At 70.6% G+C, this 17,914-nt stretch carries 16 protein-coding genes; 10 read left to right on the top strand and 6 right to left on the bottom strand.

The window, feature by feature from the left end; genetic code table 11:
- The first annotated feature begins 155 nt into the window (after positions 1-155).
- The 7 genes from ccrA (at position 156) to pssA (ending at position 7,912) form a co-directional block, all read left to right on the top strand.
- Positions 156-1,493, top strand: a complete 1,338-nt coding sequence (ccrA, locus tag J8M50_RS38445; RefSeq protein WP_010355090.1) for a crotonyl-CoA carboxylase/reductase — start codon at positions 156-158, stop codon at positions 1,491-1,493.
- 9 nt (positions 1,494-1,502) lie between these two features.
- On the top strand, positions 1,503-3,554 hold the full coding sequence (locus J8M50_RS38440) for an ethylmalonyl-CoA mutase (protein WP_010355089.1): 2,052 nt from the start codon (positions 1,503-1,505) through the stop codon (positions 3,552-3,554).
- Positions 3,551-4,510, top strand: a complete 960-nt coding sequence (locus tag J8M50_RS38435) for an HpcH/HpaI aldolase/citrate lyase family protein (protein ID WP_010355088.1) — start codon at positions 3,551-3,553, stop codon at positions 4,508-4,510. Before J8M50_RS38440 ends, J8M50_RS38435 begins: the two co-directional genes overlap by 4 nt.
- Positions 4,511-4,515: 5 nt before the next feature.
- Positions 4,516-5,022, top strand: a complete 507-nt coding sequence (locus J8M50_RS38430) for a MaoC family dehydratase (protein WP_010355086.1) — start codon at positions 4,516-4,518, stop codon at positions 5,020-5,022.
- A 6-nt stretch (positions 5,023-5,028) separates the two neighbouring features.
- Positions 5,029-6,243, top strand: a complete 1,215-nt coding sequence (locus tag J8M50_RS38425) for an acyl-CoA dehydrogenase family protein (RefSeq protein WP_010355085.1) — start codon at positions 5,029-5,031, stop codon at positions 6,241-6,243.
- 171 nt (positions 6,244-6,414) lie between these two features.
- Positions 6,415-7,071 (top strand): phosphatidylserine decarboxylase, encoded by a 657-nt coding sequence (locus tag J8M50_RS38420; protein ID WP_010355083.1) that lies wholly within the window; start codon positions 6,415-6,417, stop codon positions 7,069-7,071.
- A complete protein-coding gene (gene pssA, locus J8M50_RS38415; protein WP_223786390.1) occupies positions 7,058-7,912 on the top strand; it encodes a CDP-diacylglycerol--serine O-phosphatidyltransferase in 855 nt (284 codons plus the stop codon). The genes J8M50_RS38420 and pssA overlap by 14 nt, the downstream gene beginning before the upstream one ends.
- Positions 7,913-7,973: 61 nt before the next feature.
- Here pssA and J8M50_RS38410 read toward each other — a convergent pair whose 3' ends face one another.
- Positions 7,974-8,801: a helix-turn-helix domain-containing protein gene (locus J8M50_RS38410; protein WP_010355081.1), complete on the bottom strand. Its 828-nt coding sequence runs from the start codon at positions 8,799-8,801 to the stop codon at positions 7,974-7,976.
- 134 nt (positions 8,802-8,935) lie between these two features.
- Between J8M50_RS38410 and J8M50_RS38405 the strand changes: the two genes are divergently transcribed.
- Complete coding sequence (locus tag J8M50_RS38405; protein ID WP_010355079.1) at positions 8,936-9,799, top strand: oxidoreductase; 864 nt, start codon at positions 8,936-8,938, stop codon at positions 9,797-9,799.
- Positions 9,800-9,903: 104 nt separating this feature from the next.
- On the opposite strand, the gene J8M50_RS38400 is transcribed toward J8M50_RS38405, so the two are convergent.
- Positions 9,904-11,040: a glycerate kinase gene (locus J8M50_RS38400; RefSeq protein WP_010355078.1), complete on the bottom strand. Its 1,137-nt coding sequence runs from the start codon at positions 11,038-11,040 to the stop codon at positions 9,904-9,906.
- A 275-nt stretch (positions 11,041-11,315) separates the two neighbouring features.
- Here J8M50_RS38400 and J8M50_RS38395 point away from each other — a divergent pair, with 275 nt between their 5' ends.
- Entirely contained in the window at positions 11,316-11,807 is a 492-nt protein-coding gene (locus J8M50_RS38395; RefSeq protein WP_010355077.1) for an NUDIX domain-containing protein, read from the top strand.
- Between the two features lie 166 nt (positions 11,808-11,973).
- Here J8M50_RS38395 and J8M50_RS38390 read toward each other — a convergent pair whose 3' ends face one another.
- Positions 11,974-12,174 carry a type II toxin-antitoxin system VapB family antitoxin gene (locus tag J8M50_RS38390; RefSeq protein WP_010355076.1) on the bottom strand — a complete coding sequence of 67 codons (201 nt, stop codon included), beginning with the start codon at positions 12,172-12,174 and terminating at the stop codon, positions 11,974-11,976.
- A 76-nt stretch (positions 12,175-12,250) separates the two neighbouring features.
- Here J8M50_RS38390 and J8M50_RS38385 point away from each other — a divergent pair, with 76 nt between their 5' ends.
- Complete coding sequence (locus J8M50_RS38385; protein WP_010355075.1) at positions 12,251-12,973, top strand: SIR2 family NAD-dependent protein deacylase; 723 nt, start codon at positions 12,251-12,253, stop codon at positions 12,971-12,973.
- Here J8M50_RS38385 and J8M50_RS38380 read toward each other — a convergent pair whose 3' ends face one another.
- The 3 genes from J8M50_RS38380 to J8M50_RS38370 form a co-directional block, all read right to left on the bottom strand.
- Positions 12,974-13,456 (bottom strand): methylated-DNA--[protein]-cysteine S-methyltransferase, encoded by a 483-nt coding sequence (locus J8M50_RS38380; RefSeq protein ID WP_010355074.1) that lies wholly within the window; start codon positions 13,454-13,456, stop codon positions 12,974-12,976.
- A 10-nt stretch (positions 13,457-13,466) separates the two neighbouring features.
- Positions 13,467-14,933, bottom strand: a complete 1,467-nt coding sequence (locus J8M50_RS38375) for an AlkA N-terminal domain-containing protein (protein WP_010355073.1) — start codon at positions 14,931-14,933, stop codon at positions 13,467-13,469.
- A gap of 908 nt (positions 14,934-15,841) precedes the next feature.
- Complete coding sequence (locus tag J8M50_RS38370) at positions 15,842-17,887, bottom strand: heavy metal translocating P-type ATPase (RefSeq protein ID WP_010355072.1); 2,046 nt, start codon at positions 17,885-17,887, stop codon at positions 15,842-15,844.
- Positions 17,888-17,914 lie beyond the last annotated feature (27 nt).

The following is a 17,914-nucleotide window of genomic DNA, read 5'->3' as shown; positions in this document are numbered from 1 at the left end:
CCGCCGGTTGTCCCCGCGCACCACGTCGCCGCGCACCCGGACGCCTGCGTCACAGGCAACCTCCCGCGCCACAAAGCGCCGCCGCACCCCGAAGCCAGCACCCTCACCGCGCCCTCCCCTCAGGGGCGCACACCGCCGGAGGCAACACCGTGACCGTGAAGGACATCCTGGAGGCGATCCAGTCGCCGGAGAGCACATCCGCCGACTTCGCCGCCCTCCCGCTGCCCGAGTCGTACCGCGCGATCACCGTGCGCAAGGACGAGACGGAGATGTTCGCGGGGATGCGGACCCGCGACAAGGACCCGCGCAAGTCGCTGCACCTGGACGAGGTGCCCGTGCCCGAACTCGGCCCGGGCGAGGCCCTGGTGGCCGTCATGGCGTCGTCCGTGAACTACAACTCCGTGTGGACGTCGATCTTCGAGCCGCTGTCCACGTTCGGGTTCCTTGAGCGCTACGGCAGGGTCAGCGAGCTGACGAAGCGCCACGACCTGCCGTACCACGTCATCGGCTCCGACCTCGCCGGCGTCGTCCTGCGCACCGGGCCCGGCGTCAACGCCTGGAAGCCCGGTGACGAAGTCGTCGCGCACTGCCTGTCCGTCGAGCTGGAGTCGTCCGACGGCCACAACGACACGATGCTCGACCCCGAGCAGCGCATCTGGGGCTTCGAGACGAACTTCGGCGGCCTCGCGGAGGTCGCGCTGGTCAAGTCGAACCAGCTGATGCCGAAGCCGGACCACCTGAGCTGGGAGGAGGCCGCCTCGCCGGGCCTCGTCAACTCGACGGCGTACCGGCAGCTCGTCTCGCGCAACGGCGCCGGGATGAAGCAGGGCGACAACGTCCTGATCTGGGGCGCGAGCGGCGGACTCGGCTCGTACGCCACGCAGTTCGCGCTGGCCGGCGGCGCCACCCCGATCTGTGTGGTGAGCAGCCCGCAGAAGGCGGAGATCTGCCGCCGGATGGGCGCGGAGGCGATCATCGACCGGACCGCCGAGGACTACAAGTTCTGGCAGGACGACCACAACCAGGACCCGCGCGAGTGGAAGCGCTTCGGCAAGCGCATCCGCGAGCTGACCGGCGGCGAGGACGTCGACATCGTCTTCGAGCACCCGGGCCGCGAGACCTTCGGCGCGTCGGTCTACGTCACCCGCAAGGGGGGCACGATCGTCACATGCGCCTCGACCTCCGGCTACAACCACGAGTACGACAACCGCTACCTGTGGATGTCCCTCAAGCGGATCATCGGCTCGCACTTCGCGAACTACCGCGAGGCGTGGGAGGCCAACCGCCTGGTCGCCAAGGGGAAGATCCACCCGACGCTCTCCAAGGTGTACTCCCTTGAGGAGACCGGCCAGGCCGCGTACGACGTCCACCGCAACCTGCACCAGGGCAAGGTCGGCGTCCTGTGCCTGGCGCCCGAGGAAGGCCTCGGCGTGCGTGACCACGCCAAGCGCGAGCAGCACATCGACGCCATCAACCGCTTCCGGAACATCTGAGGGCATCCGATGACAGAGCGCCAGAAGGACCGGCCGTGGCTCATGCGGACGTACGCCGGTCACTCCACCGCCGAAGCGTCCAACGAGCTGTACCGCCGCAACCTCGCCAAGGGCCAGACGGGACTGTCGGTCGCCTTCGACCTGCCGACCCAGACCGGCTACGACCCCGACCACGTCCTCGCGCGCGGCGAGGTCGGCCGGGTGGGCGTGCCGGTGTCCCATCTCGGGGACATGCGGCGGCTGTTCCAGGACATCCCCCTGGAGCGCATGAACACCTCGATGACGATCAACGCGACCGCGATGTGGCTGCTGGCGCTCTATCAGGTCGTCGCGGAGGAGCAGGGCGCGGACCCCGAGCTGCTCCAGGGGACGACGCAGAACGACATCGTCAAGGAGTACCTCTCGCGGGGGACGCACGTCTTCCCGCCGGGTCCTTCGCTGCGGCTGACGACGGACATGATCTGTTACACGGTCAACCACATGCCGAAGTGGAACCCGATCAACATATGCAGCTATCACCTCCAGGAGGCGGGGGCGACGCCCGTCCAGGAGATCGCGTTCGCGATGTCGACGGCGGTCGCGGTGCTGGACGCGGTCCGCGATTCGGGGCAGATCCCCGCCGAGCGATTCGGTGACGTCGTCGGCCGCATCTCCTTCTTCGTCAACGCCGGTGTCCGCTTCATCGAGGAGATGTGCAAGATGCGCGCGTTCGGCCGCATCTGGGACCAGGTGACGCGGGAGCGGTACGGCATCGAGGACCCCAAGCAGCGCCGGTTCCGCTACGGCGTGCAGGTCAACTCGCTGGGGCTGACGGAGGCGCAGCCGGAGAACAACGTGCAGCGGATCGTCCTGGAGATGCTCGCGGTGACGCTGTCGAAGGACGCCCGCGCGCGGGCGGTGCAGCTGCCGGCGTGGAACGAGGCGCTGGGGCTGCCGCGCCCCTGGGACCAGCAGTGGTCGCTGCGGATCCAGCAGGTGCTGGCGCACGAGAGCGATCTGCTGGAGTACGAGGACATCTTCGCCGGGTCGCACGTGGTCGAGAAGAAGGTGGACACGCTGGTCGCGGACTCCCTCGCGGAGATGGCGCGCATCCAGGAGATGGGCGGTGCGATGGCCGCCGTGGAGTCGGGGTACCTGAAGTCGCAGCTGGTGGCGTCGCACGCGGAGCGCCGGGCACGTATTGAGTCCGGTCAAGAGTTGATCGTGGGCGTCAATGCGTTCAACACGACCGAGCCCAATCCACTCACCGCCGATCTCGATCAAGCTATCCATACAGTTGATCCAGCTGTCGAGGAACGCGTCGTGACGGCCGTCGAGCAGTGGCGTACGACGCGCCAGGAGTCGTCCGACCGGCAGGGCATGGGCGACCCCTTCCACTACCCGACGACCCATCAGGCCCTCGACCGTCTCAAGGAGGCCGCGCAGGGCACGGAGAACCTCATGGAGGCCACCCTGGAGTGCGCCCGCGCGGGGATCACGACCGGCGAGTGGACTCAGGCCCTGCGCGAGGTGTTCGGCGAGTTCCGGGCTCCGACGGGCGTGTCGTCGGCGCCGGTCGCGGTCCCCGTGGCGGAGGGCTCGGCGCTGGCCGAGGTGCGCCGCAGGGTGGACGTCACCGCGCGGGACCTCGGCACCGGCAAGCTGCGTTTCCTGGTCGGCAAGCCGGGTCTGGACGGCCACTCCAACGGCGCCGAGCAGATCGCCGTGCGCGCGCGGGACGCCGGGTTCGAGGTGGTGTACCAGGGCATCCGGCTGACGCCGGAGCAGATCGTGGACGCGGCGCTCGCGGAGGACGTGCACGCGGTCGGCCTGTCGATCCTGTCCGGCTCGCACGCCCGTCTGGTGCCGGATGTGCTGGACCGGCTGCGTGTGGCCGGTGCCACAGACATTCCGGTGATCGCCGGTGGCATCATCCCCAACGGTGACGCCGAAGAGCTGCGGGCCGCCGGTGTGGCCGCGGTCTTCACCCCGAAGGACTTCGACATCACCGGAATCATCGGCCGCATCGTCGACGAGATCCGCACAGCGAACCGGCTCGACCCCCTGGAGGTCCCCGCATGACCGTCAACCGTCTCCGTCCCCGCCGCTCCTGTCTCGCCGTGCCGGGCAGCAACCCGCGCTTCCTGGAGAAGGCACAGGGCCTCCCGGCGGACCAGGTCTTCCTGGACCTGGAGGACGCGTGCGCGCCGCTCGCGAAGCCGGAGGCGCGGCACACGATCGTCAAGTTCCTCAACGAGGGCGACTGGACGGGCAAGACGAGGGTCGTGCGCGTCAACGACTGGACGACCGAGTGGACGTACCGGGATGTCGTCACGGTGGTCGAGGGAGCCGGCCCGAATCTCGACTGCATCATGCTGCCGAAGGTGCAGAACGCGCAGCAGATCGTGGCGCTCGACCTTCTGTTGACGCAGATCGAGAAGACCATGGGATTCGAGGTCGGCCGCATCGGCATTGAGGCGCAGATCGAGAATGCACAGGGACTCAACAACGTCAATGAAATCGCCCAGGCCAGTCAACGTATTGAGACGATCATCTTCGGTCCGGCCGATTTCATGGCGTCGATCAACATGAAGTCCCTCGTCGTCGGCGAACAGCCCCCCGGCTATCCCGCGGACGCCTATCACTACATCCTCATGAAGATCCTGATGGCCGCCCGCGCGAACGACCTCCAGGCGATCGACGGCCCCTACCTCCAGATCCGCAATGTCGACGGTTACCGCGAGGTCGCGCAGCGCGCCGCCGCGCTCGGCTTCGACGGCAAGTGGGTGCTGCACCCGGGCCAGGTCGAGGCGTCCAACGAGATCTTCTCGCCGTCGCAGGAGGACTACGACCACGCGGAGCTGATCCTGGACGCGTACGAGTACTACACGTCCGAGGCGGGCGGCAGGAAGGGTTCGGCGATGCTCGGCGACGAGATGATCGACGAGGCGAGCCGCAAGATGGCGCTGGTCGTCTCCGGCAAGGGCAGGGCGGCGGGCCTGACCCGGACGTCGGCGTTCGAGATCCCGGAGGTGTGAGACAGATGCAATTCGGGCGCACCTACGAGGAGTTCGAGGTCGGCGCGGTGTACAAGCACTGGCCCGGCAAGACGGTCACCGAGTACGACGACCACCTCTTCTGCCTCCTCACGATGAACCACCACCCGCTCCACCTCGACGCCAACTACGCCGGGAACACGACGGACTTCGGCAAGAACGTGGTGGTCGGGAACTACATCTACTCGCTGCTGCTCGGCATGTCCGTCCCGGACGTCTCGGGCAAGGCGATCGCCAACCTGGAGATCGAGTCGCTGAAGCACGTGGCGCCGACCTTCCACGGCGACACGATCTACGGCCAGACGACGGTGCTCGACAAGTGGCCGTCGAAGTCGAAGAACGACCGCGGGATCGTCCACGTCGAGACCAAGGGCTACAAGCAGGACGGCACGCTGGTGTGCGTGTTCCGCCGCAAGGTCATGGTGCCGACGGAGACGTACATCAAGGAGCGCGGCGGCGAACAGCCCGGCCGCCCGGAACTTCAGGAGGGCTGACCCACCATGGCACGCCTCGCGCAGACCGCCGGCCTCACGGACGTACAGACCGAAATCCTGTCCACGGTAAGGGACTTCGTCGACAAGGAGATCCTCCCGGTCGCCACCGAGCTGGAGCACCGGGACGAGTATCCGCAGCAGATCGTGGACGGCCTCAAGGAGTTGGGCCTGTTCGGGCTGATGATCCCGGAGGAGTACGGCGGTCTGGGCGAGTCGCTCCTGACGTACGCGCTGTGCGTGGAGGAGATCGCCCGGGGCTGGATGTCGGTGTCCGGGATCATCAACACGCACTTCATCGTGGCGTACATGCTCAAGCAGCACGGCACCGAGGAGCAGAAGGAGTACTTCCTGCCGCGGATGGCGGCGGGGGACGTCCGGGGCGCGTTCTCGATGTCGGAGCCGGGGCTCGGTTCGGACGTGTCGGCGATCACGTCGAAAGCGGTCAGGGACGGTGACGATTTCGTCCTGAACGGCCAGAAGATGTGGCTGACGAACGGCGGTACGTCGTCGCTGGTGGCGGTTCTCGTACGAAGTGACGAAGGACACGACCCGGCCCAGGCGGCGGCCAAGCCGCACAAGGCGATGACGACGTTCCTGGTGGAGAAGGAGCCCGGCTTCGGGGAGGTGCGTCCGGGCCTGACGATCCCCGGGAAGATCGAGAAGATGGGCTACAAGGGCGTCGACACGACCGAACTGATCATGTCCGACCTGCGGGTTCCGGCGAACCGGGTGCTCGGCGGGGAGACCGGCCGAGGTTTTTACCAAATGATGGACGGAGTCGAGGTTGGCCGCGTGAACGTCGCGGCGCGTGGCTGCGGCGTCGCTCAGCGTGCCTTCGAACTCGGCGTCCAGTATGCCCAGCAACGCCATACCTTCGGGAAGCCGATCGCCCAGCACCAGGCGATCCAGTTCAAGCTCGCGGAGATGGCTACCAAGGTCGAGGCCGCCCATGCGATGATGGTCAATGCGGCACGCAAAAAGGACTCGGGTGAGCGAAACGACCTGGAGGCCGGGATGGCGAAGTACCTCGCCTCCGAGTACTGCAAGGAGGTGGTCGAGGACGCGTTCCGGATCCACGGTGGCTACGGCTTCTCCAAGGAGTACGAGATCGAGCGCCTGTACCGCGAGGCGCCGATGCTCCTGATCGGTGAAGGCACCGCCGAGATCCAGAAAATGATCATCGGCCGAAGGTTGCTCGAAGAGTATCGATTCCAGGGCTAGATGTACCGGTTGGGGGTGTTTTCCTCGAGAAGAAGGTCACACCCCGTCAATCGCTCTCAGCCGCCGACTCGTCTTCCTGGCTTACCCAGTTGTGGTCGTGAACCGCTACGATCGCCGGAAAGCCGCCGTCCCCTTCTCAGAGCGCGGCATCATCCGCTACGAAGGTCATCCATGCCCCACAGCCAAACCTCTGCACCTCGCGACAGCCTCGCCGGCGTACGCCTTGCGCGCGGAGCATCGCCGTGGCTTCTCCCGACCGTCGCCACCGCAGCCGTCAGCCTGGTCCGCGCCCGCCGCTCGGGCGCCGCGAAGGCAGTCGCCGTACCCGCCACCGCGCTCGCGGCGGGCATGCTGTGGTTCTTCCGCGACCCCGAGCGCGAGATCGCCTCGGGCCGGGTCATCTCCCCCGCCGACGGCGTGGTGCAGAGCATCATGCCGTGGAAGGACGGGCGCACCCGGGTCGCGATCTTCATGAGCCCGCTCAACGTGCACGTCAACCGCGCGCCCCTCGCGGGCACGGTGGCGTCCGTGGAGCACGTGCCGGGCGGTTTCGTCCCGGCGTTCAACAAGGAGAGCGAGAACAACGAGCGGGTGGTCTGGCACTTCGACACCGAACTCGGTGACATCGAGATGATCCAGATCGCCGGTACGGTCGCCCGCCGCATCGTCCCCTACCTCCCCGAGGGCACGAAGGTCGAGCAGGGCGAGCGCATCGGTCTCATCCGGTTCGGTTCGCGCGTGGACGTGTATCTCCCCGAGGGCATCGAGGTCGCCGTCGAGGTCGGGCAGAAGACCGTGGCGGGGGTGACTCGTCTTGACCGTGATTGACCCTGAGACGCAGACCGGCTGGGTGCCGGAGGCCGACGAAGAGGACGACGCCGAGGAGATGCCCCTCTCCCTGCGGCTGTCGATAGCGGACGCCCTCACGCTCGGCAACGCCACCTGCGGCTTCATGGCGGTGTACTTCACCACCACCGGCATCCTCATCCCGCACCTCACGGGCAGCCAGGAGAGCGGGATGGCGCGCAGCAGCGCGGCCACCGCCGTCATCCTGATGCTGTGCGCGGCGGTCTTCGACCTGTTCGACGGCCTCGTCGCCCGCAAGCTGCGCTCCTCCCCCATGGGCGCGGAACTGGACAACCTCTCCGACCTGGTCAGCTTCGGCCTGGCCCCGGCGTACTTCGTCCTCGTCTACGGCATGGTCGCCAACGACGCGCACCAGCGGGTGGCGGCGGTCGGCGCGGTCGTGGTGCTGCTCGCGGTGGTGCTGAGACTCGCGCGCTTCTCGTGCGTGACACCTGCCAACGGCATGTTCCAGGGGATGCCGTCGCCGTTCGGCGCGCTGACGGTCGTAGCGATCGTGCTGCTTGAACTGCCGTTCGTGGCGACGCTGCTGGCGATCGTCGGTACGGCCTGGCTGATGGTGAGCCGCGTCGAGTACCCGAAGCCGCGCGGACCGCTCGCGGGCGCCATGCTCTCGTGGATCGTCCTGTCGATGGGCATGCTCGCGGCGTGGGCGTTCGGCGCCCCCGGCGGCCAGCTCCTCCTCCAGACGGGCTGCGCGCTCCAGCTCGTCATGGGCGCGGTCATCCCGCTGTTCGCCACGGCCCGCCGGGTGAACAACTTCCGCGACAACCGCCGCGAGGCGCGTACGGCGCAGTTGCCGTAACCGCTTGCAGTCGTTTTCCGTACGACGCTGAAGGGCCCGGAACCGATCGGTTCCGGGCCCTTCAGCGTTCCTGGGGCGCGGGCGCGCTGAGGCTGCCGAGGATGTCGAGCAGCTCGGCGGCGCGGCTGCCGGGCGGAGCGTGCATGACGACCACCATGAGTCCCTCGTCGCCGTCGAGCGCCATCTTGTGCTTGACGAGTTCCAGGTGGCCGACCTCGGGGTGGAGGATGCGGACCGTACGGTCCATCCGGCGGCTGATGTCGTGCCGTGCCCACAGTGCGCGGAACCGCTCGCTGCGCCGCGACAGCTCGTCGGCCAGAGCGGCGAGCCGGGGATCGCCGGCGTCCGTCCTGGGCCGCACCATGGCCACGGCCTGCTCGGTGAGCCGCTCCCAGTCCGGGCAGCGCTCGCGCTCCGCCGGGTCGAGGAAGAGCGTGCGCAGCAGGTTGCCGCCGGGACGGTACTTCGGGGACAGCGCGGCGGCCAACGCGTTCGCGGCGAGGACGTCGGTCAGCCCGTTCTGGACGTACGCCGGGTTGCGGTCCCAGCCGTCGATCAGCTCCCGCAGGCCGTCCGGGACCCGCTCGCTCGCCGGCCACCTCCCGGCCCTCGTACGCGGCCGGGTCAGGCCCAGCAGGTACGCGGTGGCGGCGACGTCGAGCCGGAGCGTGCGAGCAACCGCTTCCAGCACCTGCGCCGACGGGTTGCGGTCGCGGCCCTGCTCCAGGCGCAGGTAGTAGTCCGCGCTGATCCCCGCGAGGAGCGCGACCTCCTCGCGGCGCAGCCCCGGCACCCGCCTGAGGCCGCCGCGCGGCAACCCCACGTCCTCCGGCCGCACCAGCGCTCGCCGGGCCTTCAGAAACTCACCGAGAGCGTTTGCGTCGTCCATGCGTTCACCGTACGGCGGGGCGGCGGGCCGGTGCCTGGTCCTGCGACCCCCAGGAACAGCGGGGCGTAACCACCGGCCCGGCGACCGGCGCACGCTCTGCCGTAGTAACCGTTCTCAGCAAAAGGTGGCCCGACATGCTCGCAGGCACGCTCACCCCCGCCGACGGACTGACCCTGACCCGTATGGGATACGGCGCGATGCAGCTCGCCGGGCCCGGTGTCTTCGGTCCACCGAAGGACCCCCGCACGGTGATCGCCGTCCTGCGGGCCGTCGTCGACGCGGGGGTCACACACATCGACACCGCCGACTTCTACGGCCCTACCGTCGTCAACGAGCTGATCCGCAAAGCCCTGCACCCCTACCCTCGGGAGCTGCGCATCGTCACGAAGGTGGGGTGCCGGCGCGGGCCCGACGGGTCCTGGCACCCGGGCCTCGACCCGGACGACCTGCGCGCGCAGGTCCACGAGAACCTGGAGCACCTCGGGGTGGAGGCGCTGGACGCCGTCAATCTGCGGGCGGGGACCGTGGACGGGCCGGACGACGCGTCGATCGGGGAGGCGTTCTCCGCCCTCGCCGAGCTGCGCGAGCAGGGGCTGATCCGGCATCTCGGGTTGAGCACGGTCACGTCCGCGCAGCTCAGTGAGGCTCAGGCGATCGCGCCTGTGGTGACCGTGCAGAATCACTACAACCTGGCGCATCAGGAGGACGACGCGCTGGTCGAGCGGTGTGCGGCCGAGGGGATCGCGTATGTGCCGTACTTTCCGCTGGGCGGGTTCTCGCCGATTCAGTCCCAGGTGCTGACGGATGTGGCGGGGCGGTTGCAGGCGTCTCCCCAACAGGTGGCTCTGGCTTGGCTGTTGGGGCGGTCTCCGGCTATTGCGGTGATTCCGGGGACGTCGTCGCTCGGGCATCTGCGGGAGAATCTCGCGGCGGTGGAGGTGGAGTTGCCGAAGGAGGCGGTGGTGGAGCTGGATGGGATCGGGGGTGGGCGGGCGTAGGAGGTGAGAGTGAGGGATGGGGTGGGGTGGGCGTGGGGTTTGCTGGTTGTGTTGTCGTACAAGCCGACGGTCGTACGGTCTTCTCGTCGGCCCGTGTCTCGTTCTCAGGCCAGCAGGTCCCGGCCGATCCGTTCCGCCACCTTCTCCAGGATCGGGCCCGCCTCCGCGATGCACCGCGCGACGTCCGGCTCGATCTCGGTGAGGGGGTACGCGCGGCGGATGCCGGCTCCCGCGAGGGCCTCCGGGGTCAGGGCGAGGCGTCCGCAGACGGCGATGACGTCCTTGCCGGCAGCACGGGCCGCTGCGGCGACGCCCGCCGGGGCCTTGCCGTGCAGGGTCTGGGTGTCGAGGGAGCCCTCGCCGGTGATGACGAGGTCGGCGCGGGCCAGGGCGGGGGCGAAGCCGAGGACGTCGAGCATGATCTCGATGCCGGGGCGGAAGCGGGCGCCGAGCAGCAGCGCGCCGTAGCCGATGCCGCCGGCCGCTCCGGCGCCGGGTGCGAGCGCGTGTTCGGCGGCCTTCGGGCCCACGGCGGTCTCCAGGACCTTCGCGTAGTGGGCGAGGGCGGCGTCGAGGGCGGTGACGTCGTCCGGGGAGGCGCCCTTCTGCGGGCCGTAGACGGCGGGGGCGCCGGTCGGGCCGGTGAGCGGGTTGTCGACGTCGCTGGCGAGGATCAGGTCGACGGTTTTCAGGCGGGCGTCCATGTCGGTCAGGTCGGCGCGGGCGAGGTCCGCGAGGCCGCCTCCGCCGGGGGCCACGGGCTCGCCGTCCGCGTCGAGGAAGCGGGCGCCGAGCGCGGAGAGCATGCCCGCGCCGCCGTCCGTGGAGGCGCTGCCGCCGACGCCGAAGACGATCGTGCGGGCGCCCGCGTCGAGCGCTGCGCGCAGGAGTTCGCCGGAGCCGTACGTGGACGCGGCGAGGGGGGCGAAGGTGCCGCGCGGAAGCCGGTGCAGGCCGCTGGCCTCGGCCATCTCGACGACGGCGGTGTCGCCGCGCAGGGCGAACGCGGCGGTGATCTCGTGACCGAGGGGGCCCGCTACGCGTACGTCGTGGCGGTCGAAGCCGGCCGCGAGCGCTGCCGCTACCGTGCCGTCGCCGCCGTCCGCCACCGGCAGCGCCTCGACCTCGACGCCGGGGACGGCCTTGCGCAGGCCCGCCGTGACTCGTTCGGCGACCTCTACGGCCGTCAGCGAGCCCTTGAACTTGTCCGCCGCCACGAGGACGCGCCGTGCCTCCGCCACTTGTCTCCCATCGCCGGTGCATTCCGGGGTCCCCGCGCGTGGGGGCCGGTCACGCCGGAGTGACCTTAACCGGCGAAGGGGGGTGGCGTCATGCCTTGTCCGGGGCCTGGATGGGGGTGGCTGTGGAGGGGGAACGGGTGGGCTGGACAAGGGGGCAGGGCGTGACAGGGGGCGCGGGGCGCGCCAAGGGTGGTTGTATGACTCCGGAGGGCGTGAACTCGGCGTGCCCTCACAGCAGTTCGGCGGTGGCGGTCGCGCCTGGATACCCTGCGGGGATGAGCACCTCCGACTATGCCGCGTACATCGCCTCCCTGCCCCGTATCCTCGCCGGCGCCGCCGCGCTCTTCCGTGACGCCGAGGGGCGGGTGCTGCTCGTCGAGCCCAACTACCGTGAGGGGTGGGCGCTTCCGGGCGGCACCATCGAGTCGGACACCGGCGAGACGCCTCGCCAGGGTGCCCGTCGCGAGACCCTGGAGGAGATCGGCCTCGACCGTCCGCTGGGGCGGCTCCTCGCGGTCGACTGGGTGCACGGTCCGGCTCGGCCGCCGATCGTGGCGTACGTGTACGACGGCGGCGTCCTCGACGCGGACGACCTCAAGTCGATCCGGCTCCAGGAGGAGGAGTTGCTGTCCTGGCAACTGGTCCCACGCGAGGATCTCGCTGCGCGGCTGCCCGGGACGCTGGGGTTGCGGGTGCTGGCGGCGCTGGACGTGCTGGCGGAGGGGGCGGGGACGGTGGAGTTGGAGAACGGGGTTGCGGTGTCCTGAACGGGGTGGGATTCGGGCTGGGTGGTGGGGAGTTGGGGGCGCAGTCGCACCCCGGCCCAGCTCGCACGGCCTGTGCTGAGCGGCGGCCCCGCACCTCAACCCGCCCAACACAGTGCGAAGTTGGTGGCCGTCCCGCGTCTCGATGGTGTGTCGTACGCGCCCCGGCTCAGCCCTGTTCCGTACGCGGTTTCGCGTCGATCTCCCGTAGGACCTCGTCCCGTTCCACGACGCGGGCCTCTGTGCGGTGGCCGCGTTGGATGTAGTCGCGCAGGACCAGTTCGACGGCGTCCTGTGGGTTGCCGACCCCGGCCAACACCATGGCCTCGACGACGAGTTCCGCGTCGAGGGAGACGGAGACCTTTGCCATGGCGTGACGCTATCACCGGGGCCGGGGAGTCGGATATCCGTTCGCCCGTCCCGTTCGCGGCACTTACGCTCGGCCCATGACCAAGCCCCTCGTCGCCATCCTCACCGGCGCCGGTATCAGCACGGACTCCGGAATCCCCGACTACCGCGGGCCGAACGGACTGTGGCGCAAGGACCCGGACGCCGAGAAGCTCGTGACCTACGAGTACTACATGGGCGATCCGGAGATCCGCCGGCGTTCCTGGCGGATGCGGCGGCAGAGCGAGGCGCTGCGGGCCGAGCCGAACGCCGCGCACCGGGCGATCGTGGAGCTGGAGCGGTCGGGCGCACCGGTCCGGGTGCTCACGCAGAACGTGGACGGCCTCCACCAGCTCGCCGGCCTCCCTGCCCGCAAGGTCCTCGAACTCCACGGCACGGCACGGCAGTTCGTGTGCACGCAGTGCGGCGCGCGAGGCCCGATGGAGGACGCCCTGGCCCGCCTGGACGCGGGCGAGGACGACCCACCGTGCCTGAACTGCGGCGGCATCCTCAAGTCGGCGACGGTCATGTTCGGCGAACACCTGAACCCCGAAGTCCTCGCGGATGCCCTGGCCATCACCAAGGCCTGCCAGGTCTTCTACGCCGTCGGCACCTCCCTCAAGGTCCACCCCGCCGCCGCCCTGGCCGGCATCGCCACCGAGAACGGCGCCCGCCTGATCGTCGTCAACGCGGAGGAGACCCCGTACGACGAGGTCGCGGCCGAGGTGGTTCGCGAGCCGATCGGAACGGCATTGCCGCGCCTGCTGCGAGAGTTGGGGTGATCAGAAAAGAGCCGTCCCCCGTTCGAAGTCCAGGAGGCGGCGCTTGCGGTCCAGGCCGCCGCCGTAGCCGGTGAGGCTGCCGGTGGAGCCGATGACGCGGTGGCAGGGGACGATGATGCCGAGGGGGTTCTTGCCGTTCGCGAGGCCGACGGCCCGGGAGGCGCCCGAGTTGCCGAGGGCGTCGGCGAGTTGGCCGTAGGTGCGGGTCTCGCCGTAGGGGATGGCCTGGAGCTGGGACCAGACCGACTTCTGGAACTCCGTTCCGTTCAGGGCCAGTTCCAGGGTGAATTCCTTCAACTCGCCCTGGAAATAGGCCTCCAGTTGCGCTTCCGGTTCGGCGAACAACGTGTCGTCGCGCGGGCCGAAGCTCTCCTCCGGCGGACGGTGGCGCTGGTCGGTCATGTAGAGGCCGCACAGGACGCCGTCGTCGGCGACGAGCGTGAGGGGGCCGTAGGGGCTGTCGATGACCTTGTGGTGCTTCACGTGAACATCCTTACGCGGGCAGGAAGTTGATGGGGTGATCGTCGGTCGCCCACAGGTACTGGACGGCGTACGCGCGCCAGGGGCGCCAGGCGGCGGCGCGGGCCGTGAGGGCGGCCGGGGTCGCGGGCAGCCCCAACTCCTGGGCGGCGCGGCGGACTCCGAGGTCGGTGGGGAGGAACGCGTCGGGGTCGCCCAGGGCGCGCATGGCGATGACGTCGACGGTCCAGGGCCCGAAGCCGGGAAGTTCGAGCAGGCGGGCGCGGGTCTCGGACCAGTCGCTCTCGGGGCCCAAGTGGAGCGTTCCGTCAGCGAGTTGGGCGACCAGGGTGGTGAACGTCGTACGCCGCGTACGGGGCATCGCGAGGGTCTCGGGGTCGAGGCCGGCCAGCGCCTCGGGCGTCGGGAAGAGGTGCGTGAGGCCGCCCTCGGGGTCGTCCACGGGATCGCCGTACGCGGTGACCAGGCGCGCGGCGTGGGTGCGGGCCGCCGCCGTCGAGACCTGCTGTCCCAGGACCGCGCGGACCGCGAACTCGGCCTCGTCGACGGTGCGGGGTACACGGCGGCCCGGGGCCTTGTCGACGAGCGGCGCGAGGACCGGGTCGGTGCGCAACTGGTCGTCCACGGCGACCGGATCGGCGTCGAGGTCGAGCATGCGGCGGCAGCGGCTCGTCGCGACGGTCAGGTCCCGCAGGTCGCTGAGGGTGAGGCGGCACGCGATGTGGTCGGGCCGCGGGGTGAGGGCGACGATGCCGTGGCCGTACGGCAGCCGCAAGGTGCGGCGGAAGGCGCCGTCCCGCCATTCCTCCACGCCTGGTACGGCCGTTGCCGCGAGGTGGCCGAAGAGGTTGTCGGGGTTGAGGGGGGCGCGGAACGGCAGCCGGAGCTGGAGCGCGCCGGGGGTTCCCTTCGCCGACTTCGGTGCGCGGGACCGGAGTTCGGTGGGCGCGAGCGCGAAGACCTCGCGGACGGTGTCGTTGAACGTCCGGATCGAGGAGAAGCCGGCCGCGAACGCCACGTCCGCCATGGGGAGTTCACTGGTCTCGATGAGGATCCGTGCGGTCTGCGCGCGCTGTGCCCTCGCCAACGCGAGGGGGCCCGCGCCGAGTTCGGCGAGGAGTTGGCGTTCGACCTGGCGGGTGCTGTAGCCGAGGCGGGTGGCCAGGCCGGTGACGCCGTCGCGGTCGACGACGCCGTCTGCGATCAGCCGCATCGCGCGGGCCACGGCGTCGGCTCGGTGGTTCCACTCCGGCGAGCCGGGGCTCGTGTCCGGGCGGCACCGCTTGCACGCCCGGAACCCGGCCTGCTGGCACGCCGCCGCGCTCGGGTAGAAGGTCATGTTCCGCGGCTTCGGCGGCACGGCCGGGCAGCTCGGCCGACAGTAGATCCCGGTCGTGTGGACCGCCGTGAAGAACCACCCGTCGAACCGCGCGTCCTTCGACTGCACGGCCCGCACGCAGCGGTCCCGGTCGGTGTGCATCCCGTTCTGCATGAGTCCAGCATGCGGGCAGGCGGGGGGTTCGGCTGGCGGGAATGCGACATGGACGTGGGGTGAGGGGTGTGCGTGCGGGGTGGCTGTGGCGTGGCGTGGGGCGCGGGGGTGTGTGGGTGGGTCGGGGGTGCCGGGGGTGCGGCGAGCCCGTCGCGGACGGTGTTGGCCGGTGGGGTAGACCGAGCCGTGCGCTGCTGTCTTCGTAAGCGACGGGCTGCGCCGCACCCCCGGCACCCCACTCTCCGCCGTACGCGACCCACCCGCCATACGGAACAGGCCGGGACGGACCCGCCATTCACGGCCCGCCCGCCATGCCGGTCAGGCGGGGCGAGCTCGCCGGTTGCGGCTCACCCGCCGTCCGGAGGGGGAGGCAGGGGCAAGCTCGCCGGTTGCGGGTCTCCCGCCGTACGGGGCAGGCAGGGACGGGCCCTCCGATTGCGGCTCTCCCACCGTCCGGGTCAGGCGGGGGCGGGCTCGCCGTTCACGGGTCTCCCGCCGTGCCAACGGGGAGAGGGGGGTGAGGCGCCGTTTGCGAGTCTCCCACCGTACGGGGCAGGCGGGCCAGGCCGGGACGGGGCGGGACGGGCCAGGCCGGGACGGGCCAGGTCGGAACGGAGCGGGACGGGCCAGGCCGGGACGGGCCAGGCCGGGACGGGCCAGGCCGGGACGGGACGGGTCGGGACGGGACGGGACGGGCCAGTGCGGGCGGGCCGGTGTGCGGATCGAGGGCGGCGGCTCAGGGGAGGGTCGGGGAGGTGGTCGGTGTGGAAGGCGCGGGCCGGGGCCGCGTGCTGGAGAGGTGTCGGCCGGTACGCACAGCCCCCTGCCGTCCGGCACATGCCGGGCAAGCCACTCGCCTCGCCCGGCCCCGCCCGATCAGCGCCGCTCCCCCTCTTTCACCCCCGCCAGGCCGACTCCCGCAGCAGCCTCAATCCGTTCAGGCCCACCAGCACGGTCGACCCCTCGTGCCCGGCCACGCCCAGCGGCAGCGGCAGGTGTCCGACCAGGTCCCACAGCACCAGCCCCGTGATGAACACCCCCGCGATCACGAGGTTCTGCCGGACCAGGCGGCGGGCCGTGCGGGAGAGGCGTACGGCTGCCGGTACGGCGGTGAGGTCGTCGTGGACCAGGACGGCGTCGGCGGTCTCCAGCGCGAGGTCCGAGCCGGCGTGGCCCATGGCGATACCCGCGTGGGCGACGGCGAGGGCGGGCGCGTCGTTGACGCCGTCGCCGACGAAGAGGACGCGCCTGCCCAGCCCCTGTACTGCGGAAACCTTCTCCTCGGGGAGGAGTCCGGCCCGTACGTCCGTGATGCCGGCCACCTCTGCCACGCGGGCGGCGGCCTCCGGCTGGTCCCCCGTGAGCAGGACGGGCGCGGATCCGGTGAGCGCGGTCAGCGCTGCGACGGCGGCGGGGGCCTCGGGGCGGAGCCGGTCGGTGAGGTCGAGGGCGCCGACGGGGATGCCGTCGCGGGTGACGAGGGCGGTTGTGCAACCGTTTTCACCGTGTTGCGGTGCGGACCCGTGTTGCCGTGCGGGCCGGACGACGGGCTCGGCAACGGCCGTACGGCTCCCGTCCGCACCGCCTCCCGATCCCCGCCGGACCACCGCTGAACCGGCCTCCCCCTCGGCCTCCCGCCCGACAGCCACGCCACCCCCGTACCCCGCAGGTACCCTCCCCACAGCCACCGCCCTCCCCTCCACCACAGCCTCGACCCCCCACCCGGGCCGGGCCACGAACCCCTCCGCCCGAGCCGCCTCGACGCCCCGCGCCCTGGCCTCCACCACGATCGCCCGCCCCAGCGGATGCTCACTCGCGTACTCGGCCGCAGCCGCCAACGCGAGCACGCCGTCCTCGTCCAGCCCCGACCCGGCGAGCGCCCGCACCCCGCTCACCTCCGGCACCCCCTCGGTCAGCGTCCCCGTCTTGTCGAGCGCGACGACCTCCACGGCGCCCAACTGCTCCATCGCCACAGCGGACTTGACGAGGACGCCGTGCCGCCCGGCGTTGGCGACGGCCGACAGCAACGGCGGCATGGTCGCGAGCACGACCGCGCAGGGCGAGGCCACGATCATGAACGTCATGGCCCGCAGCAGTGCGCTCGTGAGGTCCGCCCCGAACGCGAGCGGCACCCCGAACACCGCGAGCGTCGCGACGACGACCCCGACGGCGTACCGCTGCTCGACCTTCTCGATCAGCACCTGGGTGGGCGCCTTGGTGCGTGACGCCTCCTCGACGAGCCCGACGATGCGGGCGATGACGGAGTCGGCGGGATCGCGTTCGACGCGGACGCGCAGCGCGCCGGTGCCGTTGAGGGTCCCGGCGTACACCTCGTCGTCGGCCCGCTTCACGACCGGCAGGGACTCCCCCGTGACAGTCGCCTGGTCGACCTCGCTGACCCCGTCCACGACCCTGCCGTCCCCGGCGATCCGCTCGCCGGGCCGGACCAACAGGACGTCGCCGACGGCGAGTTCGGCGGCGGGGACGACGGACTCGCCCGCGTCGGTGACTCGTGTCGCGGTCTCCGGCGCGAGGTCGAGGAGCCCTCGGACGGAGTCGGCGGTCCGCGCGGTGGCGAGCGCTTCGAGCGCCCCGGAGGTCGCGAAGATGACGATGAGGAGCGCGCCGTCGAGGACCTGTCCGATGGAGGCGGCGCCGATGGCCGCGACGATCATCAGCAGGTCGACGTCGAGGGTCTTCTCCCGCAGTGCGCGCAGGCCTTCCAGCGCGGGTTCCCATCCGCCAGAGACGTAGGAAACCGCATACAGAAACCCGTACAGCCAGCCCGGTCCGCCGCCGAGGTCGACGGCGAGAGCAAACGCGAAGAAAACGGTTGCTGCAAGAGCCCACCGCACCTCGGGCAGGGCGAGCAGCCGGGTGCGGCGGCGCGGGGCGGCGGCAGGGCGGGCGGGAGCAAGGGTCGCTGACACCCGCACCACCATACAGGAACACATGAAGACCCATTCATT

The organism is Streptomyces acidiscabies (assembly GCF_020010905.1).
GTDB classification, from domain to species: Bacteria; Actinomycetota; Actinomycetes; order Streptomycetales; family Streptomycetaceae; genus Streptomyces; species Streptomyces acidiscabies.
The sequence above is the reverse complement of the archived record's forward strand: the minus strand, read 5'-3'. Positions and strand labels throughout refer to the sequence as shown.

Bases quoted from the DNA above. Each gene is read 5' to 3' on its own strand.
- J8M50_RS38390 (WP_010355076.1), bottom strand. From the start codon at position 12,174: ATGGCAAAGGTCTCCGTCTCCCTCGACGCGGAACTCGTCGTCGAGGCC.
- J8M50_RS38370 (WP_010355072.1), bottom strand. From the start codon at position 17,887: ATGGTGGTGCGGGTGTCAGCGACCCTTGCTCCCGCCCGCCCTGCCGCC.
- J8M50_RS38420 (WP_010355083.1), top strand. From the start codon at position 6,415: ATGCCCCACAGCCAAACCTCTGCACCTCGCGACAGCCTCGCCGGCGTA.
- J8M50_RS38395 (WP_010355077.1), top strand. From the start codon at position 11,316: ATGAGCACCTCCGACTATGCCGCGTACATCGCCTCCCTGCCCCGTATC.
- J8M50_RS38435 (WP_010355088.1), top strand. From the start codon at position 3,551: ATGACCGTCAACCGTCTCCGTCCCCGCCGCTCCTGTCTCGCCGTGCCG.
- J8M50_RS38405 (WP_010355079.1), top strand. From the start codon at position 8,936: ATGCTCGCAGGCACGCTCACCCCCGCCGACGGACTGACCCTGACCCGT.
- J8M50_RS38440 (WP_010355089.1), top strand. From the start codon at position 1,503: ATGACAGAGCGCCAGAAGGACCGGCCGTGGCTCATGCGGACGTACGCC.
- J8M50_RS38430 (WP_010355086.1), top strand. From the start codon at position 4,516: ATGCAATTCGGGCGCACCTACGAGGAGTTCGAGGTCGGCGCGGTGTAC.
- J8M50_RS38410 (WP_010355081.1), bottom strand. From the start codon at position 8,801: ATGGACGACGCAAACGCTCTCGGTGAGTTTCTGAAGGCCCGGCGAGCG.
- J8M50_RS38375 (WP_010355073.1), bottom strand. From the start codon at position 14,933: ATGCACACCGACCGGGACCGCTGCGTGCGGGCCGTGCAGTCGAAGGAC.
- J8M50_RS38385 (WP_010355075.1), top strand. From the start codon at position 12,251: ATGACCAAGCCCCTCGTCGCCATCCTCACCGGCGCCGGTATCAGCACG.
- J8M50_RS38425 (WP_010355085.1), top strand. From the start codon at position 5,029: ATGGCACGCCTCGCGCAGACCGCCGGCCTCACGGACGTACAGACCGAA.